This is a genomic window from Dyella sp. SG562 (assembly GCF_011759495.1).
GTDB classification, from domain to species: Bacteria; Pseudomonadota; Gammaproteobacteria; order Xanthomonadales; family Rhodanobacteraceae; genus Dyella_D; species Dyella_D marensis.
The window spans coordinates 55,822-72,000 of record NZ_JAAOYS010000012.1 but is presented as its reverse complement, the minus strand read 5'-3'; the positions used below and the strand labels follow the sequence as shown (position 1 = coordinate 72,000).

At 69.2% G+C, this 16,179-nt stretch carries 18 protein-coding genes; all 18 read left to right on the top strand.

Going from position 1 to position 16,179, the window contains the following annotated elements:
* Window positions 1-58: 58 nt before the first annotated feature.
* Window positions 59-586 carry a MarR family transcriptional regulator gene (locus FHW84_RS19005; RefSeq protein ID WP_243868200.1) on the top strand — a complete coding sequence of 176 codons (528 nt, stop codon included), beginning with the start codon at window positions 59-61 and terminating at the stop codon, window positions 584-586.
* On the top strand, window positions 583-2,088 hold the full coding sequence (locus tag FHW84_RS19000; protein WP_167257563.1) for an efflux transporter outer membrane subunit: 1,506 nt from the start codon (window positions 583-585) through the stop codon (window positions 2,086-2,088). Before FHW84_RS19005 ends, FHW84_RS19000 begins: the two co-directional genes overlap by 4 nt.
* Entirely contained in the window at window positions 2,075-3,280 is a 1,206-nt protein-coding gene (locus FHW84_RS18995) for an efflux RND transporter periplasmic adaptor subunit (protein ID WP_167257562.1), read from the top strand. Before FHW84_RS19000 ends, FHW84_RS18995 begins: the two co-directional genes overlap by 14 nt.
* Window positions 3,281-3,293: 13 nt before the next feature.
* Window positions 3,294-4,847, top strand: a complete 1,554-nt coding sequence (locus tag FHW84_RS18990; protein WP_167257561.1) for a DHA2 family efflux MFS transporter permease subunit — start codon at window positions 3,294-3,296, stop codon at window positions 4,845-4,847.
* Between the two features lie 133 nt (window positions 4,848-4,980).
* A complete protein-coding gene (gene phaR, locus FHW84_RS18985; protein ID WP_167257560.1) occupies window positions 4,981-5,466 on the top strand; it encodes a polyhydroxyalkanoate synthesis repressor PhaR in 486 nt (161 codons plus the stop codon).
* A gap of 109 nt (window positions 5,467-5,575) precedes the next feature.
* A complete protein-coding gene (phbB, locus tag FHW84_RS18980) occupies window positions 5,576-6,319 on the top strand; it encodes an acetoacetyl-CoA reductase (RefSeq protein WP_167257559.1) in 744 nt (247 codons plus the stop codon).
* Between the two features lie 44 nt (window positions 6,320-6,363).
* A complete protein-coding gene (locus FHW84_RS18975; RefSeq protein ID WP_167257558.1) occupies window positions 6,364-7,776 on the top strand; it encodes an NAD(P)/FAD-dependent oxidoreductase in 1,413 nt (470 codons plus the stop codon).
* Window positions 7,769-8,212, top strand: coding sequence for a DUF3293 domain-containing protein (locus tag FHW84_RS18970; protein WP_167257557.1), 444 nt, complete (start codon window positions 7,769-7,771; stop codon window positions 8,210-8,212). The genes FHW84_RS18975 and FHW84_RS18970 overlap by 8 nt, the downstream gene beginning before the upstream one ends.
* On the top strand, window positions 8,209-8,844 hold the full coding sequence (gene ccmA / locus FHW84_RS18965; protein ID WP_167257556.1) for a cytochrome c biogenesis heme-transporting ATPase CcmA: 636 nt from the start codon (window positions 8,209-8,211) through the stop codon (window positions 8,842-8,844). Before FHW84_RS18970 ends, ccmA begins: the two co-directional genes overlap by 4 nt.
* Complete coding sequence (gene ccmB / locus FHW84_RS18960; RefSeq protein WP_167257555.1) at window positions 8,841-9,527, top strand: heme exporter protein CcmB; 687 nt, start codon at window positions 8,841-8,843, stop codon at window positions 9,525-9,527. The genes ccmA and ccmB overlap by 4 nt, the downstream gene beginning before the upstream one ends.
* Window positions 9,528-9,530: 3 nt before the next feature.
* A complete protein-coding gene (locus FHW84_RS18955; protein ID WP_167257554.1) occupies window positions 9,531-10,289 on the top strand; it encodes a heme ABC transporter permease in 759 nt (252 codons plus the stop codon).
* Window positions 10,286-10,474 (top strand): heme exporter protein CcmD, encoded by a 189-nt coding sequence (gene ccmD, locus FHW84_RS18950; RefSeq protein WP_167257553.1) that lies wholly within the window; start codon window positions 10,286-10,288, stop codon window positions 10,472-10,474. Before FHW84_RS18955 ends, ccmD begins: the two co-directional genes overlap by 4 nt.
* A 63-nt stretch (window positions 10,475-10,537) precedes the next feature.
* Window positions 10,538-11,005 (top strand): cytochrome c maturation protein CcmE, encoded by a 468-nt coding sequence (gene ccmE, locus FHW84_RS18945; protein WP_167257552.1) that lies wholly within the window; start codon window positions 10,538-10,540, stop codon window positions 11,003-11,005.
* Window positions 11,002-12,972 (top strand): heme lyase CcmF/NrfE family subunit, encoded by a 1,971-nt coding sequence (locus FHW84_RS18940; RefSeq protein ID WP_167257551.1) that lies wholly within the window; start codon window positions 11,002-11,004, stop codon window positions 12,970-12,972. Before ccmE ends, FHW84_RS18940 begins: the two co-directional genes overlap by 4 nt.
* On the top strand, window positions 12,969-13,511 hold the full coding sequence (locus FHW84_RS18935) for a DsbE family thiol:disulfide interchange protein (RefSeq protein WP_167257550.1): 543 nt from the start codon (window positions 12,969-12,971) through the stop codon (window positions 13,509-13,511). Before FHW84_RS18940 ends, FHW84_RS18935 begins: the two co-directional genes overlap by 4 nt.
* Window positions 13,508-13,993, top strand: coding sequence for a cytochrome c-type biogenesis protein (locus tag FHW84_RS18930; protein ID WP_167257549.1), 486 nt, complete (start codon window positions 13,508-13,510; stop codon window positions 13,991-13,993). Before FHW84_RS18935 ends, FHW84_RS18930 begins: the two co-directional genes overlap by 4 nt.
* Window positions 13,990-15,033 carry a tetratricopeptide repeat protein gene (locus tag FHW84_RS18925; protein WP_167257548.1) on the top strand — a complete coding sequence of 348 codons (1,044 nt, stop codon included), beginning with the start codon at window positions 13,990-13,992 and terminating at the stop codon, window positions 15,031-15,033. The genes FHW84_RS18930 and FHW84_RS18925 overlap by 4 nt, the downstream gene beginning before the upstream one ends.
* Entirely contained in the window at window positions 15,030-16,133 is a 1,104-nt protein-coding gene (locus FHW84_RS18920) for a homoserine O-acetyltransferase (RefSeq protein WP_167257547.1), read from the top strand. The genes FHW84_RS18925 and FHW84_RS18920 overlap by 4 nt, the downstream gene beginning before the upstream one ends.
* The last annotated feature ends 46 nt before the right edge of the window (window positions 16,134-16,179 follow it).

The following is a 16,179-nucleotide window of genomic DNA, read 5'->3' as shown; positions in this document are numbered from 1 at the left end:
GGCCCGTCGCGGACCGCTGCTAGCCTAATAGTTCATTGAAGTAATATTTCCTGGTGAAATGTTCGGACTACTGGACCGCATCGACCGCATGAACGCCGGCATCCACCATGCCAGCGAAAGCGTGCCCGGCCTGCCCGTGCACGAGGCCGTGCTGCTGCGCATGCTGCTGATGACCGGCAATGCGGTGGTCGAGGAAATCGAACGCATCCTCAAGCCGCACGGCCTGAGCGACAGCGATTTCCGCACGCTGATGATGGTCTACACCGCTCCGGGCGGCAGCACCTCGCCCAGCGAGCTGTGCGGCTTCGCGCAGCAGAGCCCGACCAATATGACGCGCATCACCAACGTGCTGGTGAAGCAGGGTTTCGTCACCCGCGCCGCCAGCGACGAAGACCGCCGCCGCGTCGAACTGAGCATCACGCCGGAAGGCCGGCGCTTCGTGCGCAAGCTGCTGCCCACGCTTTTCCCGCGCATTCACGGCGCTTTCGCCAGCCTCAGCGCCACCGAGCAGAAGACCCTCGAACAGCTTCTGCGCAAGGTGGCCGCCAATATCGATCAACTCATCGGATCGGATTCCCATCCATGATCGCCATTCCTCCCAAGCGCCCGTTCTTCCGCCCGCGCACGGCCCTGGTCGCCGCCATCGTGGTCGCCTTAGCCGGCTGCGCGATTCCCTCCAAGGTGCAGCACCCGGCGTTGCGCGACGAAGTGCCGCTGGCCGGCCTGGAAGCGCCCGCCCGCGCCGGCTGGCCGGAAACCGACTGGTGGCGCCAGTACCAGGACCCGCAGCTGGACGACCTGATCGAGCGCGCCATGCGCGGCTCGCCCGACCTGGCCCAGGCGCAGTCGCGCCTGGAGTCGGCGCAGCAGTCGATCCGCATCGCCGCCGCGCAGGCCGGGCTCAGCGTCAACGGCAGCGCGCAGGTCATGCGCCAGCGCATGAGCGAGAACGGGCTGATTCCGTCCAAGTTCCTCGGCTTCACCTGGTACAACCAGGGCGACCTGGGCGTGCAGGCGCAGTACGACTTCGACTGGTGGGGCAAGCGCCGCGCGCAGATCGATTCCGCCGTCGACCAGGCCCGCGCCGCCGCAGCGCAGCGCAGCGCCGCGGCGCTGTCGATCCAGAACGCGGTGGCCGACACCTACTTCGGCTGGCTCGCCGACGAGGCGCGCATCGAGGTGGCGCGCAAGCAGGTCGACACGCAGAACCAGTACGTGCGCGTCGAGGATCTTCGCGTGCGCCAGGGCGTGGACCTGCCCGACGACGCGCAGAAGGCGCGCATCCAGCAGGCTTCCGCGCGCGAGCTGCTGGTGGCGCTGGAAAGCTCGGCGAAGATCCGCCAGACCGCGCTGGCCAGCCTGCTCGGCGTCGCCCCGGCGGAGCTGCCGGCACTGACGCCGCGCGCCCTGCCGGCAATCGACGGCGGCCTGCCCGCCAACGTCGGCATGGACCTGATCGCGCGCCGCCCCGACATCGCCGCCAGCCGCTGGCAGGTCGAGGCCGCGCTGAAGCAGACCGATGCGGCGCGCGCCGAGTTCTTCCCCGACATCAGCCTGTCGGCGATGGCGGGACTCTCCAGCATCGACCTCGACAAGATGTTCAACGCCTCCAGCCGCGTGTTCTCGCTGACGCCCGCGCTGCACCTGCCGATCTTCAACAGCGGCCTGCTGCAGGCGAATTTCCGCGCCAGCAAGGCCCAGCTCGATGCCGCGGTGGCGCAGTACAACAGCACCGTGCTGGCGGCCGCGCGCGACGTCTCGCTGCAGAGCCTGACCGCCCAGCAGCTGGTCGCGCGGCGCAAGGAACAGGCGGCGCAGATCGCCGCCAACGAAACCCTGCTGGCCAGCGCGCAGGCGCGTGCACGCCAGGGCGTGCGCGATGTGCGCGAATCGCTGGGCGCACAGGGCCAGCTGCTGCAGACGCGCGACGACGCGCTGAGCCTGCAGGCGCAGGCGCTGTCCACCGACCTGTCGCTGATCAAGGCCCTGGGCGGCGGCTACCGCGTCGCCGCCGAGCCCGCCTCCGCTTCTTCCACTTCATCCCCATCGACCGCTATCGCCGGAGACGCCGATCATGAGCGCCACTGATTCCGCCGCCACGCAGAAAGACGTCAACGACAGCGGGCTGGCCGCGAAGGACCCGCCGAAGCGGCGCCGCGCACTGCTGATCGTGCTGCTGGTGTTCGTGGTGCTGGGGCTGGGCTGGTTCCTGCTGTGGCTGCTGGTGCTGTCCAAGCGCGAGACCACCGACAACGCCTATGTGGGCGGCAACCAGGTGGCGATCTCCGCCCAGGTGCCCGGCACCGTGGTGGCGATCCTCGCCGACGACACCCAGCGCGTCGAAGCCGGCCAGGTGCTGGTGCGCCTGGACAGCACCGACGCCGACGTGCGCCTGCGCCAGGCCAGCAGCGCGCTGGCCCAGGCGGTGCGCCAGGTGCGCCAGCAGACCGACTCGGCCACCAGCGCCGACGCCGCCGTGGCCGCGCGCCGGGTGGACCTGAAAAAGGCCCAGGCCGACCTGCAGCGCCATCTGCCGCTGCTGGCCGAGCACGCCGAAGCGCCCGAAGTGGTGCAGCACCTGCGCGACGGCGTGGAGCAGGCGCAGACCGCGCTCGACGCCGCCGTGGCCCAGGCCAGCGCGTCGCACGCGGCCATCGAAGGCACCGAGATCGCGCAGAACCCGGCGGTCGAACAGGCGCGCGCCAACTTCCGCGCCGCCTGGGTGGCCTCGCAGCGCAATGCGATCTTCGCGCCGGTGTCCGGCTACGTCGCCCAGCGCAGCGTGCAGGTGGGCAACAGCGTGCAGCCGGGCCAGCAGCTGATGACCGTGGTGCCGCTGCACGACCTGTGGATCGACGCCAACTTCAAGGAAAGCCAGCTGCGCCACATCCATATCGGCCAGAACGCGCACTTCTCCGCCGACGTCTACGGCGGCAGCGTGGAATTCCACGGCAAGGTGGTCGGCCTGGGCGCGGGCACCGGCAGCGTGTTCTCGCTGCTGCCGGCGCAGAACGCCACCGGCAACTGGATCAAGGTGGTGCAGCGCGTGCCGGTGCGCATCGCCATCGACAACCAGGACCTGGACAAGCATCCGCTGCGCATCGGCCTGTCCACCGAAGTGACGGTGGACATCACCGACGACCGCGGCCCCGTGCTAGCGGCCTCGCCGGTGCAGACGCCGACCGCCGAAACCAAGGTCTACGACCAGATGGCCAACCAGGCCGATGCGGAAGCCGAGAAGATCATCGGCGCCAACCTCAGCCGCGGCGCCGGCCGCTGAGTCCTGACCAGCCATGGCCGCCACGCCTGACGAAGCCGCACCCTTGAAACCCCTGCAGGGCGGCGCGCTCGTCCTGCTGACCATCGCCGTCGCGTTCAGCACCTTCATGGAGGTGCTGGACATGACCATCGTCAACGTCGCGGTGCCGCACATCGCCGGCAGCCTCGGCGTGAGCTCCAGCGAAGGCACCTGGACGATCAGCTCCTACGCGCTGGCCAGCGCGATCATGCAGCCGCTCACCGGCTGGCTGGCGCGGCGCTTCGGCGAAGTGAAGACCTTTATCGCCTCGGTCGGCCTGTTCGTGGTGTTCTCGATGCTGTGCGGCCTGGCCACCAGCATGCCGATGCTGGTGATCGCGCGCCTGCTGCAGGGCGCCGGCTCCGGCCCGATGGTGGCGCTGTCGCTGACCCTGCTGCTGTCCAGCTACCCGAAGGCCAAGCAAGGCATCGCGCTGGCGATGTGGGCGATGACCGTGGTGGTGGCGCCGATCTTCGGCCCCATCCTGGGCGGCTGGCTGACCGACAATTTCTCCTGGCCGTGGATCTTCTACATCAACGTGCCGGTGGGCGCGCTGGCGGCGGTGATCACCTGGGCCCTGCTGCACAAGCGCGAGACCAAGACCTTCAAGACCCCGATCGACCTGGTCGGCCTGGTGCTGCTGGTGGTGGGCGTGGGCTGCCTGCAGTTCATGCTGGACAACGGCAACGACAACGACTGGTTCTCCTCCACCCTGATCACCGTGCTGGGCATCACCGCCCTGGTCTGCATCGTGTTCCTGATCGTGTGGGAGATGCACGCCAGGCATCCGGTGGTGGACCTGTCGCTGTTCAAGCGGCGCAACTTCACCGTGGGCGTGGTCGCGCTGTCGCTGGGCATGATGGCGTTCTTCGGCATCAACGTGGTGTTCCCGCTGTGGCTGCAGACCACGCTGGGCTACACGGCGACGTGGGCGGGCCTGGCCACCGCGCCGGTGGGCATCCTGGCGTTCCTGATGTCGCCGGTGATCGGCGCCAACATCAACCGCATGGATTTGCGCATGGTGGTGACGGCGGCGTTCCTGATCTTCGCCGGCACCTCGTGGTGGTTTTCCACCTTCGACAGCTCCGCCTCGTTCGCCACCCTGGTGCTGCCGCGCTTCGTGATGGGCGCGGGCATCGCCTGCTTCTTCATTCCGCTCAACCAGATCTACCTGGCCGGCCTGCCGGGCGACCAGATCGCCAGCGCCTCGGGCCTGGCCAATTTCTGCCGCACCATGGGTTCGAGCGTGTCGACCGCGGTGACGGTGACGATCTGGCAGCACCGCGGCGAATTCCACCACGCCATCCTCACCGAGAACGTATCGCCGGCCCATCCGGCCGCCACGCAGTATCTGCAGGGACTGGCCCAGGGCGGTCTCTCAGGCACGCGCGGGCTGGGCGTGGTCGACCAGGTGCTGACGCGCGAAGCGCTGACCCTGGCGGTGAACGACGTGTTCTGGCTGTGCGCGCTGCTGTTCCTGGCGCTGATCCCGATGATCTGGTTTGCCAGGCCGCCGTTCGGCAGCGCGGGCGGTGCGGCAGGCCACTAGCAGACCATTGATTGAGCACTAGCAGACCACTGCCCGGGCAAGATCGATCCAAATTTGCTGCACCGGAAAAGTGCAGCAAAACCGTGCCGGGCGCGACTGGTGCGGCGCAATACGTTCTGGTAGTTTCCGCCGCATGGCACAAACGATCCGCATCATCAAGAAGTATCCGAACCGTCGCTTGTACGACACGGAGATCTCCAGCTACATCACGCTGGAAGAAGTCCGTCAGCTCGTCCTCGACGGCGAAACCTTCGAAGTCCGCGACGCCAAATCCGGCGAGGACCTGACCCGCTCCGTGCTGCTGCAGATCATTTCCGAGCACGAGGAAAAGGGCCAGCCGATGCTCTCGCCGCAGCTGCTGAGCCAGATCATCCGGTTCTACGGCGATTCGCTGCAGGGCTTCATGGGTCCTTATCTGGAGCGCAGCCTGCAGGTCTTCCTCGACCAGCAGCAGCAGTTCCGCAACCAGCTCAACAGCCTGCTGGGCCAGACGCCCTGGTCGATGCTCAACGACCTCACCCAGCGCAACATGGACGCGTGGAAGTCCATGCAGAGCGGCCTGCTCGACGCCGCCAGCCAGGCTTCCAACCCGGCCAAGCCCGGCCCCGGCAAGAAGTAAGTCACGCCCCTCTCCCGCGCCGGCGCCCCGCTGGCGCCGGCGCTTCTCCTTGCAACAGCCGCTGCGGCACAGCACGTGCTGCCGTGCGGCATGATCGAGTGAGCGCCACATGACTCGTATCGCCATCGTTACAGGCGGCATCGGCGGCCTGGGCACCGAAATCTGCCGCCAGCTGGCCCTGGCCGGCCGCCAGGTGATCGCCGCCGACCTGCCCGCCCGCGCCGAACGCGTGGAGGCCTTCCAGGCCGAACTGGCCGACCTCGACGGCGCCATCCGCTTCGAGCCGGTGGACGTCAGCGACTTCGCCAGCTGCAACGAGCTGATCCAGCGCGTCGAAGCCGCCCACGGCAGCGTGGACGTGCTGGTCAACGCCGCCGGCATCACCCGCGACACCACGCTGCGCAAGATGGATCCGCAGCAATGGCACGAGCTGATGCGGGTGAACCTCGACGGCGTCTTCAACATGTGCCGCAACGTGGTCGAAGGCATGAGCGCGCGCGGCTTCGGCCGCATCGTCAACCTCAGTTCGGTGAACGGCCAGACCGGCCAGTTCGGCCAGACCAACTACGCCGCGGCCAAGGCCGGCGTGCATGGCTTCGGCATGGCGCTGGCGCGCGAGACGGCGCGCAAGGGCGTTACCGTCAATACGGTGTCGCCAGGCTATTGCGATACGCCGCTGGTGGCCAAGGTGCCGGCCGAGATCCGCGCGCAGATCATCGAAGACATCCCGGTGGGCCGGCTCGGCTCGCCCGGCGACATCGCCCGCGCGGTGTGCTTCCTCGCCGCGGACGACGCCGGCTACATCACCGGCGCCAACCTGCCGGTCAACGGCGGCTATTTCATGAGCTTCTGAAGCACGCCTGATAAAGTCCCGCGATCCGACCGACGGAACAGCCCATGGCGTCGACGCAGCAGCCTTCCATCACCCTTATCGGCGGCGGCCTGGTGGGCGCCCTGCTCGCCCAGCAGCTGGCCCGCCGCGGTTTTCCGGTCGACGTCTACGAAAAGCGCCCCGATCCGCGCCGCGCGGGTTTCGTCGGCGGGCGCTCGATCAACCTGGCCCTGGCCGAACGCGGCCTGCAGGCGCTGCGCACCGCCGGCCTGGCCGACGACGTGCTGGCGCGCGCGGTGATGATGCGCGGCCGCATGGTGCACACCCGCGATGGCCGCTCCGGCCTGCAGCGCTACGGCGTGGACGACAGCGAGGTGATCTGGTCGGTCTCGCGCGGCGCGCTGAACATGCTGCTGCTGGATGCGGCCGAAGCCGCCGGCGTGCGCTTCCATTTCGGGCAGTCGCTGGTGGCGGCGGATTTCGATGCGCGGCGCGTGCGCCTGGCCGACGAACAGGGCAACGAGCGCAGCATCGACGCCGGCGTGCTGATCGGCGCCGACGGCGCCGGCTCCGCGCTGCGCGCCGCGATGCATGCGTACCGCCCGCTGGGCGAGCGCGTCGAACCGCTGGGCCACGCCTACAAGGAACTGGAGATTCCGCCCGCCGGCCAGCTGCCGGCCAGCCTGCTCGGCGACAGCGGCGGCCACGACCAGTTCGCGCTGGAGCCGCATGCGCTGCATATCTGGCCGCGCGGCGGCTATATGTGCATCGCCCTGCCCAATACCGAGGGCAGCTTCACCGTGACCTTGTTCCTGCCGGCGCAGGGCGCGCATCCGAGCTTCGCCACGGTGGCTGATGCCGGCGCCGCGGAGGCGTTCTTCCGCGACGACTTCCCCGACCTGCTGCCCTTGATCCCCGACTTCGCCGAGGACTACGGCAGCCATCCGGTCGGCACGCTGTCCACGCTGTACCTGGACCGCTGGCATCTCGACGGCCGCGCCCTGCTGATCGGCGACGCCGCGCACGCCATCGTGCCGTTCCACGGCCAGGGCATGAACTGCGGCTTCGAAGACACCGTGGCACTCGCCGCCCTGCTCGCCGAGGCGCCGCACGACGTGGCCGACGCCTTCGCCGAGTTCCAGCGCGTGCGCCAGCCCAATGCCAACGCGATCGCCGCGATGGCGCTGGAGAACTACATCGAGATGCGCGACTCGGTGGCCGACCCGCATTACCTGGCCAAGCGCGAACTCGGCCTGCTGCTGGCCGAGCGCGCACCGCAGCATTTCATGGCGCGCTACCGCATGGTCACCTTCACCCACCTGCCGTACGCCTATGCCTACGACCGCGGCCGCGCGCAGGACCAATTGCTGCAGCAATTGCTGCGCGGTTCGACCGACCCGCGCAGCGTCGACCTGGACGCCGCCGTCACCGCCCTGCAAGCCACCCTGCCGCCCCTGCCCAGCCTGCGGCATGGATGAGCGGCTGCTCGCCGCCTACCTCGCCACCGATTACCGGGTACGGCTCGCGGGCGGCGGCTGGGCCTCGATCCGGATCGGCAGGCCGCTGCCGGCGGCGCTGGCCGCGCTGACGGGTGCGCGGCCGTGGGGGTTCATCACGGCATGGAATCCCGCCTCGTCGCCACTGCCGCGCCAGCAGAACCGCCAGGCGCAGCGGGCGTTGCTGGCTGCGCTGCGCGAACTGCCGGACATTGCAGCAATCCTTGCCGGTATCGGTACGGGCGCGGGCTGGCGCGAAGCCAGCCTGTTCGTCAGCGGCCCCGGCGCCGCCGCGCTGGACGCGCTGGCCCGTCGCTTCGGCCAGCACGCCTACGTGCATGCCCCGGACGCACGCGCGCCAGCGCGGTTGCGCCGCATGGACAACCTTATCGACGTTTTTGGACAATCACCCGGATGACCGCCCCGCCCGCCCGGCCCGCGCTTCTGCAAGCGCGGGCGCTCGCCTTCCATCGCCAGGACGAACCCGTGTTCGGCCCGCTGGACTTCAGCGTCGGCGCCGGCGAGATCGCCCTGATCGAAGGCGACAACGGCAGCGGCAAGACCACCTTGCTGCGCATCCTGGCCGGCCTGCTGCACGTGGACGAAGGCCAGCTGCTCTGGCGCGGCGAGCCCTGGCAGGGCGACGCGCACCTGGGCGACATCCTGTTCCTCGGCCACCACCTGGGCCTGAAGGGCGACCTCAGCCCGCGCGAGAACCTGGCCGTGGCCGCCGGCCTGTACGGCCGCCGCGACGGGCTGGCTCCCGCCGATGCGCTGCGCCAGATCGGCCTGGCCGGCTACGAGGACGAACCCGTGCGCCGCCTCTCCGCCGGCCAGAAGAAACGCGCCGCGCTGGTGCGCCTGCTGCTGCTGCCGGCCACGCTGTGGCTGCTCGACGAGCCCTACGCCAACCTCGACCGCAGCGGCATCGAGCTGGTCAACGGCCTGCTCGCGCAGCATGCCGCGCGCGGCGGCGCGGCCCTGGTCACCAGCCATGGCGCGGTGAGCTTCCTGGACGGCGCGCCGCGCCGCATCCGGATGCACGCATGAGCCGCCCGCCGCTCGCCGCCGCCTGCGCCGCCGTGCTGCGCCGCGACCTGGTACTGGCCTGGCGCCGGCGCGGCGATATCGCCATGCCGGTGCTGTACGCGCTGATCGTCGCCACCCTGTTCCCGTTCGCGCTGGGCCCGGAAGAAGCGCTGCTGCAGCGGATCGCCGGCGGCGTGGTGCTGGTCACCGTGCTACTGGCCATGCTGCTGGCGCTGGATGCGATGTTCCGCGGCGATATCGAAGACGGCTCGCTGGAACAGCTGGTGCTCGCGCCGCAGCCGCTGGCGCTGATGCTGGGCATGAAGATCCTGGCGCACTGGATCACCACCGCCCTGCCGCTCATCGTGATCGCCCCGCTGCTGGCCGGCATGCTGCACCTGCCGGGCGCGGCGATGTCCGTGCTGCTGCTGGCGCTGCTGCTGGCCACGCCGCTGCTCAGCCTGCTCGGCGCCATCCTGGTGGCGCTGACGGCCGGCACACGACGCTCTGGTATGCTCCTGGCGCTGATGCTGCTGCCGCTTTGCGTGCCGGTGGTCATCTTCGCCGCCGGCGCGGTTTCCGCGGCTCAACAGGGGTTGCCCTGGCTCGCTCCCGTCGCCTGGCTGGGCGCCGCGCTGGCCATGGCCCTGGTGCTCGCGCCGCTGGCCTGCGCCGCCGCCCTACGTATCGCCCTGGATGCCTGACACATGGCCAACTGGATTCCGCTGTGGCTGCACAAGCTCGGCTCGCCGCCGATCTTCTACCGCTTCGCCGGCACCCTGCGGCCGTGGGCGCTGGCGCTGGCGCTGCTGCTGGGCATCGCCGCGCTGTACGGCGGCCTGGTGCTGGCGCCGGCCGATTACCAGCAGGGCGACGCCTACCGCATCATCTTCATCCACGTGCCCAGTGCCTGGATGAGCCTCTTCATCTACGGCGTAATGGCGCTGGCCTCGTTCATCGCCCTGGTGTGGCGGATCAAGCTGGCCGAAGTGGTGGCGATGGAATCGGCGCCGATCGGCGCGGCCTTCACCTTCGTCACCCTGGTCACCGGCTCCTTGTGGGGCAAGCCGATGTGGGGCACCTGGTGGACCTGGGACGCGCGCCTGACTTCCGAGCTGGTGCTGCTGTTCCTGTACCTGGGCGTGATCGGCCTGTACCACGCCTTCGAGGATCGCCGGCAAGGCGCGCGCGCCGCGGCCTTCCTGGCCCTGATCGGCATCGTCAACGTGCCGATCGTGCATTTCTCGGTGAACTGGTGGAACACCCTGCACCAGGGTTCCACCGTGCGCATCCTCGGCCCCTCGAAGATGAGCGGCGACATGCTGTGGCCGCTGCTCACCATGATGGCCGCCACCAAGTTCTATTACATCGCCAGCCTGTTCGGCCGCGTGCGCGCCGACCTGCTGGCGCTGGAAAGCGGCAAGGACTGGGTCAGGCAGATCGCCGAAGCGGAGGCGGGCCGATGAGCCAGTTCTTCGCCATGGGCGGCTATGCCGCCTACGTGTGGCCGGCGTATGCGGTGTTCTTCATCGTCCTGATCGCCGACTTCCTGGCGCCGGGCATCCGCCGGCGCCGCCAGCTGCGCGAACTGCGCGCCCGCCTGGCGCGCCAGGGCGCGCGCCAGCAACGCAACCCGACGCCGTCGTCCTGACACCTACGCTGATTGGGCGACGCAGAGTTATTCCATGAATCCCACCCCCATGAACCCCGCCCCATGAACCCCGCTCGCAAACGCCGGCTCACCATCGTGCTCCTGGTTCTGGCCGCCGCCACCGTGGCCATCGGCCTCACGGTGTTCGCCCTGCAGCAGAACATGAACTACCTGTTCACCCCCAGCCAGGTGCAGTCCGGCGAGGCCGGCCAGTACAAGAACTTCCGCCTGGGCGGCATGGTGAAGGCTGGCTCGATCCAGCGCGCCGCCGATTCGCTCAAGGTGACCTTCACGGTGATCGACGCCACCGGCGCGATGCCGGTGGAATACAACGGCATCCTGCCCGACCTGTTCCGCGACAATCAGTCGGTGATCGCCAGCGGCCATATGGACAACGCGCGCTTCATCGCCACCGAAGTGCTGGCCAAGCACGACGAGACCTACATGCCGAAGGAACTGAAGGACGCCATGGCCAAGGCGCACCAGGGCAAGCCCATCAACGAAGCCGCCGCGCAGGACAAGCCGCGATGACGCCGGAACTGGGACAACTGGCGCTGATTCTCGCCTTGCTGCTGGCGCTGGCGCAGGGCGTGCTGCCGCTGCTCGGCGCCTGGCGCGGCAACGGCGCGCTGATGGCGGTGGCGCGTCCCGCCGCGGCCGGCCAGGCGGTGTTCGTGGCAATGGCCTTCGGCGTGCTGAGCTGGGCCTTCCTGCATTTCGATTTCTCGGTGCGCTACGTCGCCGACAACTCCAACCTCGCCCTGCCCTGGTATTACCGGCTGGCCGCGGTGTGGGGCGCGCACGAAGGCTCGCTGCTGCTGTGGATCTTCATCCTCAACCTGTGGACGGTGGCGCTGGCCGCCTTCAGCCGCAAGCTGCCGGACGTCTTCGTGGCGCGCGTGCTCGGCGTGCTCGGCCTGGTCGCGGTGGGCTTTCTCGCCTTCATCGTCTTCACCTCCAACCCGTTCGAGCGCCTGCTGCCGATGCCGCCGGATGGCGGCGACCTGAATCCGGTGCTGCAGGACCCGGGCATGACCTTCCATCCGCCCGTGCTGTACATGGGCTACGTCGGCTTCTCGGTGGCGTTCGCGTTCTCCATCGCCGCCCTGCTCGGCGGCGAACTGGAACAGGCCTGGGTGCGCTGGGCGCGGCCGTGGACGAACGTGGCCTGGGGTTTTCTTTCCGCCGGCATCGTGGCGGGCAGCTGGTGGGCCTATGCGGAGCTGGGCTGGGGCGGCTGGTGGTTCTGGGATCCGGTGGAGAACGCCAGCTTCATGCCGTGGCTGGTCGGCGCGGCGCTGATCCATGCGCAGGCGGTGACCGAGAAGCGCGGCGCCTTGCGCGCGTGGACCATCCTGCTGTCGATCTTCGCCTTCTCGCTGTCGCTGCTGGGCACCTTCCTGGTGCGCTCGGGCGTGCTTACGTCGGTGCATGCGTTTGCTTCGGACCCGAAGCGCGGCCTGTTCATCCTGTGCTTCCTGGCCGTGGTGGTCGGCGGCTCGCTGCTGCTGTACGCGCTGCGTGCGCCGAAGGTGGCCGGCGGAAAACCTTTTGGCGTGGTGTCGCGCGAAACGGCGATCCTGATCGGCAACCTGATGCTGACCGTGGCCGCCGCGATGGTGCTGCTGGGCACGCTGTTCCCGCTGCTGGGCGATGCGCTGAACCTGGGCAAGATTTCGGTGGGCCCGCCCTACTTCGGTTTCCTGTTCACCCTGCTGATGATCCCGATCGTGCTGCTGCTGCCGTTCGGCCCGTATCTGCGCTGGGGCGACAAGGGCGGCCTGCCGCCGCTGAAGAACGTAGCCGTGCGCGCAGGCCTGGCCGCCGTGGCCTGCGCCATCGCCGCGGCCTTCGCCACTGGCTGGGAGCTCAAGGCGATCGCCGGTACCGCGGCGGCCGTGTGGTGCTGCGTCGGCACCCTGCTGTACGTGATCAAGCGCTGGCGCGAGATGCCGGCCGGCCGCCGCTATCCGGCCGAGATGGCCGGCATGCTGCTGGCGCATTTCGGCGTCGGCGTGTTCCTGGCCGGCGTGCTGCTGACCGAAGCGCTGAGCGTGGAGCGCGACGTACGCATGGCGCCGGGCCAGACGCAGAGCATCGGCGGCTACGACTTCCGCTTCGACGGCGTACACGTGGCCGACGGCCCGAACTGGCAGGGCGACCAGGGCACGGTCACCGTCATGCGCAACGGCCGCGAGATCGCGGTGATGCATCCGCAGAAGCGCACCTATACGCGCGGCCAGGTGCAGACCGAATCGGCGATCGATGCGGGCGTCACGCGCGACCTGTACGTGGCGCTGGGCGAGCCGATGGACCGCAATGATCCGGAAGGCGCCTGGGCGCTGCGCCTGTATCACAAGCCGTTCGTGCGCTGGATCTGGGCCGGCGGCCTGCTGATGATGCTGGGCGGATTCTTCAGCGCGGCGGACAAGCGCTTCCGCCTGCGCCGCGAAGCCGAGGCGGCACTCGCCGCGCCGGTGCGGGAGTCGCACGCATGAGCCGGCTGGTTCCGTTCTTCGGCTTCTTGCTGCTGGTGGCGCTGTTCGGTTTCGGCATCTGGTGGAACACCCGCCACGACCAGCGCGAAGTGCCCTCCCCGCTGATCAACAAGCCCGCGCCGGCGTATGCGCTGCCGAAGCTGGACGACCCGGCGCAGACGGTGACGCGCGAGGCCATGCTCGGCAAGCCTTACCTCATCAACGTGTTCGCCAGCTGGTGCGTCGCCTGCGGCGAGGAGCACCCGGTGCTGATGAGCGAAGGCCAGCGCATCGGCGTGCCGCTGGTGGGCTACAACTACAAGGACGAGCCGGACGAAGCCAAGGCCTGGCTGGCGCGCCACGGCAATCCCTACGGGCTGGTCATCGCCGACCGCGAAGGCCGCACCGCCATCGACTTCGGCGTGTATGGCGCGCCGGAAACCTTCCTGGTCGATGCCAGGGGCGTGATCCGCTACAAGCGCATCGGGCCGCTGACGCCCGAGGTGATCGAGCGCGAACTGAAGCCCGCGATCGCCGCGCTGCGCAAGGAAGCGCCATGAGCGCCGCGCTGCGCCGCGTGCCGTTCGCTCTGGCCCTCGCGCTGGTCTTGGCGCTGTGCTGCGGCGTGCTGAGCGCGCAGGCGATCGACCCGCTGCCGTTCAAGGACCACGCCGAGGAAACGCGCTTCCAGCACCTCACGCGCGAACTGCGCTGCCTGGTCTGCCAGAACGAAAACCTCGCCGACTCCAACGCCGACCTGGCGCGCGACCTGCGCCACCAGGTGTTCGACCTGATGCGCCAGGGCAAGAGCGACGCCGAGATCAAGCAGTACCTGGTCGACCGCTATTCCGACTTCGTGCTGTACGACCCGCCGGTGCAGGGCAGCACGCTGCTGCTGTGGTTCGGCCCCCTGGCCATCCTGCTGGCCGGCGCCGCCGTGGTGGTGGTGACCATCCGCCGGCGCAGCCGCGCGCAGGCGCCCGCCACCGCCGGCACCGGCGCGAACGAGCGCAGCCCGACCGACGAAGGGGACGATTGGTGAAGCCCGTTTTCTACCTGGCCGCCGCGGCGATGATCGCCGTGGCGCTCGCTCTGCTGCTGGTGCCGCTGATCCGCCAGGGGCGCCGCCAGGGCCGCCCGCGCGGCGTCTTCGTGCTGGCCCTGTTGGTGGCCTTCGCGCTGCCGCTGGGCGCCGTGGGCCTGTATCTGCTGATCGGCACGCCGGTGGCGCTGAACGGCGTGCAGAAGCAGCCCGAGGCGATGTCGATCGAGCAGGCCGTGGCCGAACTGCAGGCGCATCTGCAAGCCGAGCCGAAAGATGCCCAAGGCTGGCTGCTGCTGGCGCAGACCTACGCCAGCCTGCGCAAATCCGCCGAAGCGCGCGATGCGTACGAGCAGGTGCTGAACCTGCAGCCGGACAACACCGCCGCGATGGTGGGCTGGGCCGAGTCGGATTCGATCGTGCGCGAGGATCACCGCATCGAAGGCCGCTCGCTCGAACTGCTCGAACGCGCCGTGCAGCTGGAACCGGACAACCAGCGCGGCCTGTGGCTGCTCGGCATCAGCCAGTTCCAGCACGACCGCTATGCGGAAGCCGCGACTACGTGGCGCAAATTGCAGCCGATGCTGGAACCCGGCTCCGCCGTGGCGAAAGCCGTGGCCGAACAGATCGCCGTGGCCGATACGCGCACGGGCCATCCGCCGGCGCCGCAGGGAACGCCGGTGGCGGCGGATGGCCCCGCGCTGCAAGTGCAGGTCACGCTGGCGCCCGCGCTGAAGGATCAGGTGAAAGTGGGCGAGACACTGTTCGTCTACGCCCGCGCCGAACAAGGCCCGCCGATGCCGCTGGCGGTGGCCCGGCTGGACGCCGCCGCCCTGCCCGCCACGGTGACGCTCACCGACGCGATGGGCATGACGCCGCAGCTGAAGCTCTCTTCCGCCGCGCGCGTGTTCGTCGGCGCGCGCATCAGCCGCAGCGGCCAGGCCATTGCGCAGACCGGCGACCTGGAAGGCGATGCCGGCGTGGTCGAGGTGGCGAGCAAGGCGCCGATCAAGATCGAAATCGACAAGGTTCGCCGATGAGCCAGGACGCGCGGCAGTATTTCAGTCTTCCCTCCCCCTTCCGCATGAAGCGCGGCGGCGAGCTGCACGGCGCGCGCGTGGCCTTCGAAACCTGGGGCAGGCTGAGCGCGGCGCGCGACAATGCGCTGCTGATCCTCACCGGCCTGTCGCCGAGCGCGCATGCGGCGTCGAACGAAATCGATCCCTCGCCGGGCTGGTGGGAAGCGATGATCGGGCCGGGCAAGGCGATCGATACGGACCGCTGGTTCGTGATCTGCGTGAATTCGCTGGGCAGCGACAAGGGTTCGACCTGCCCGGCGTCGATCGATCCGGCCACGGGCGAGCCGTATCGCCTGAGTTTCCCCGAGCTGGCGCTGGAAGACGTGGCGAACGCCGCGCACGGCGCGGTGGCTTCGCTGGGCATCGAGCAGCTCGCCTGCCTGGTCGGCTGCTCGATGGGCGGCATGAGCGCGCTGGCCTACATGCTGCTGCACCCCGGCAGCGTGCGCACGCATATCAGCGTGGACACCGCGCCGCAGGCGCAGCCGTTCGCCATCGCCATCCGCTCGCTGCAGCGCGAGGCGATCCGGCTCGATCCGCAGTGGAACAACGGCCATTACGACGACGCGCATTTCCCGGAAACGGGCATGAGCATCGCGCGCAAGCTGGGCGTGATCACCTACCGCTCGGCGATGGAATGGAACGGCCGCTTCGCGCGCATCCGCCTGGACGCGGAGCAGCGCGACGACGATCCCTTCGGCTTCGAGTTCCAGGTGGAGTCGTATCTGCAAGGCCATGCGCAACGCTTCGTGCGCACCTTCGATCCCAACAGTTACCTGTACCTGTCGCGCGCCAGCGACTGGTTCGATATCTCCGAATACGGCGAAGGCAGCATCCAGGCGGGGCTGAAGCGCATCCAGGTCGAGCAGGCCCTGGTGATCGGCGTCAGCACCGACATTTTGTTCCCGCTGGAGCAGCAGGAGCAGATCGCCGAGGGGCTGGAGGCGGCCGGCGCCGAGGTGGAATTCGTGGCGCTGGACTCGCCCCAGGGACACGACGCCTTCCTGGTCGATATCGAGAATTACAGCCGGGCCATCGGGGGCTTCCTGGGCCGTCTCTGAACGCCCCGGACGCCGCCCCGCCCCCGGGCTGGTAAGATCGGCCCTG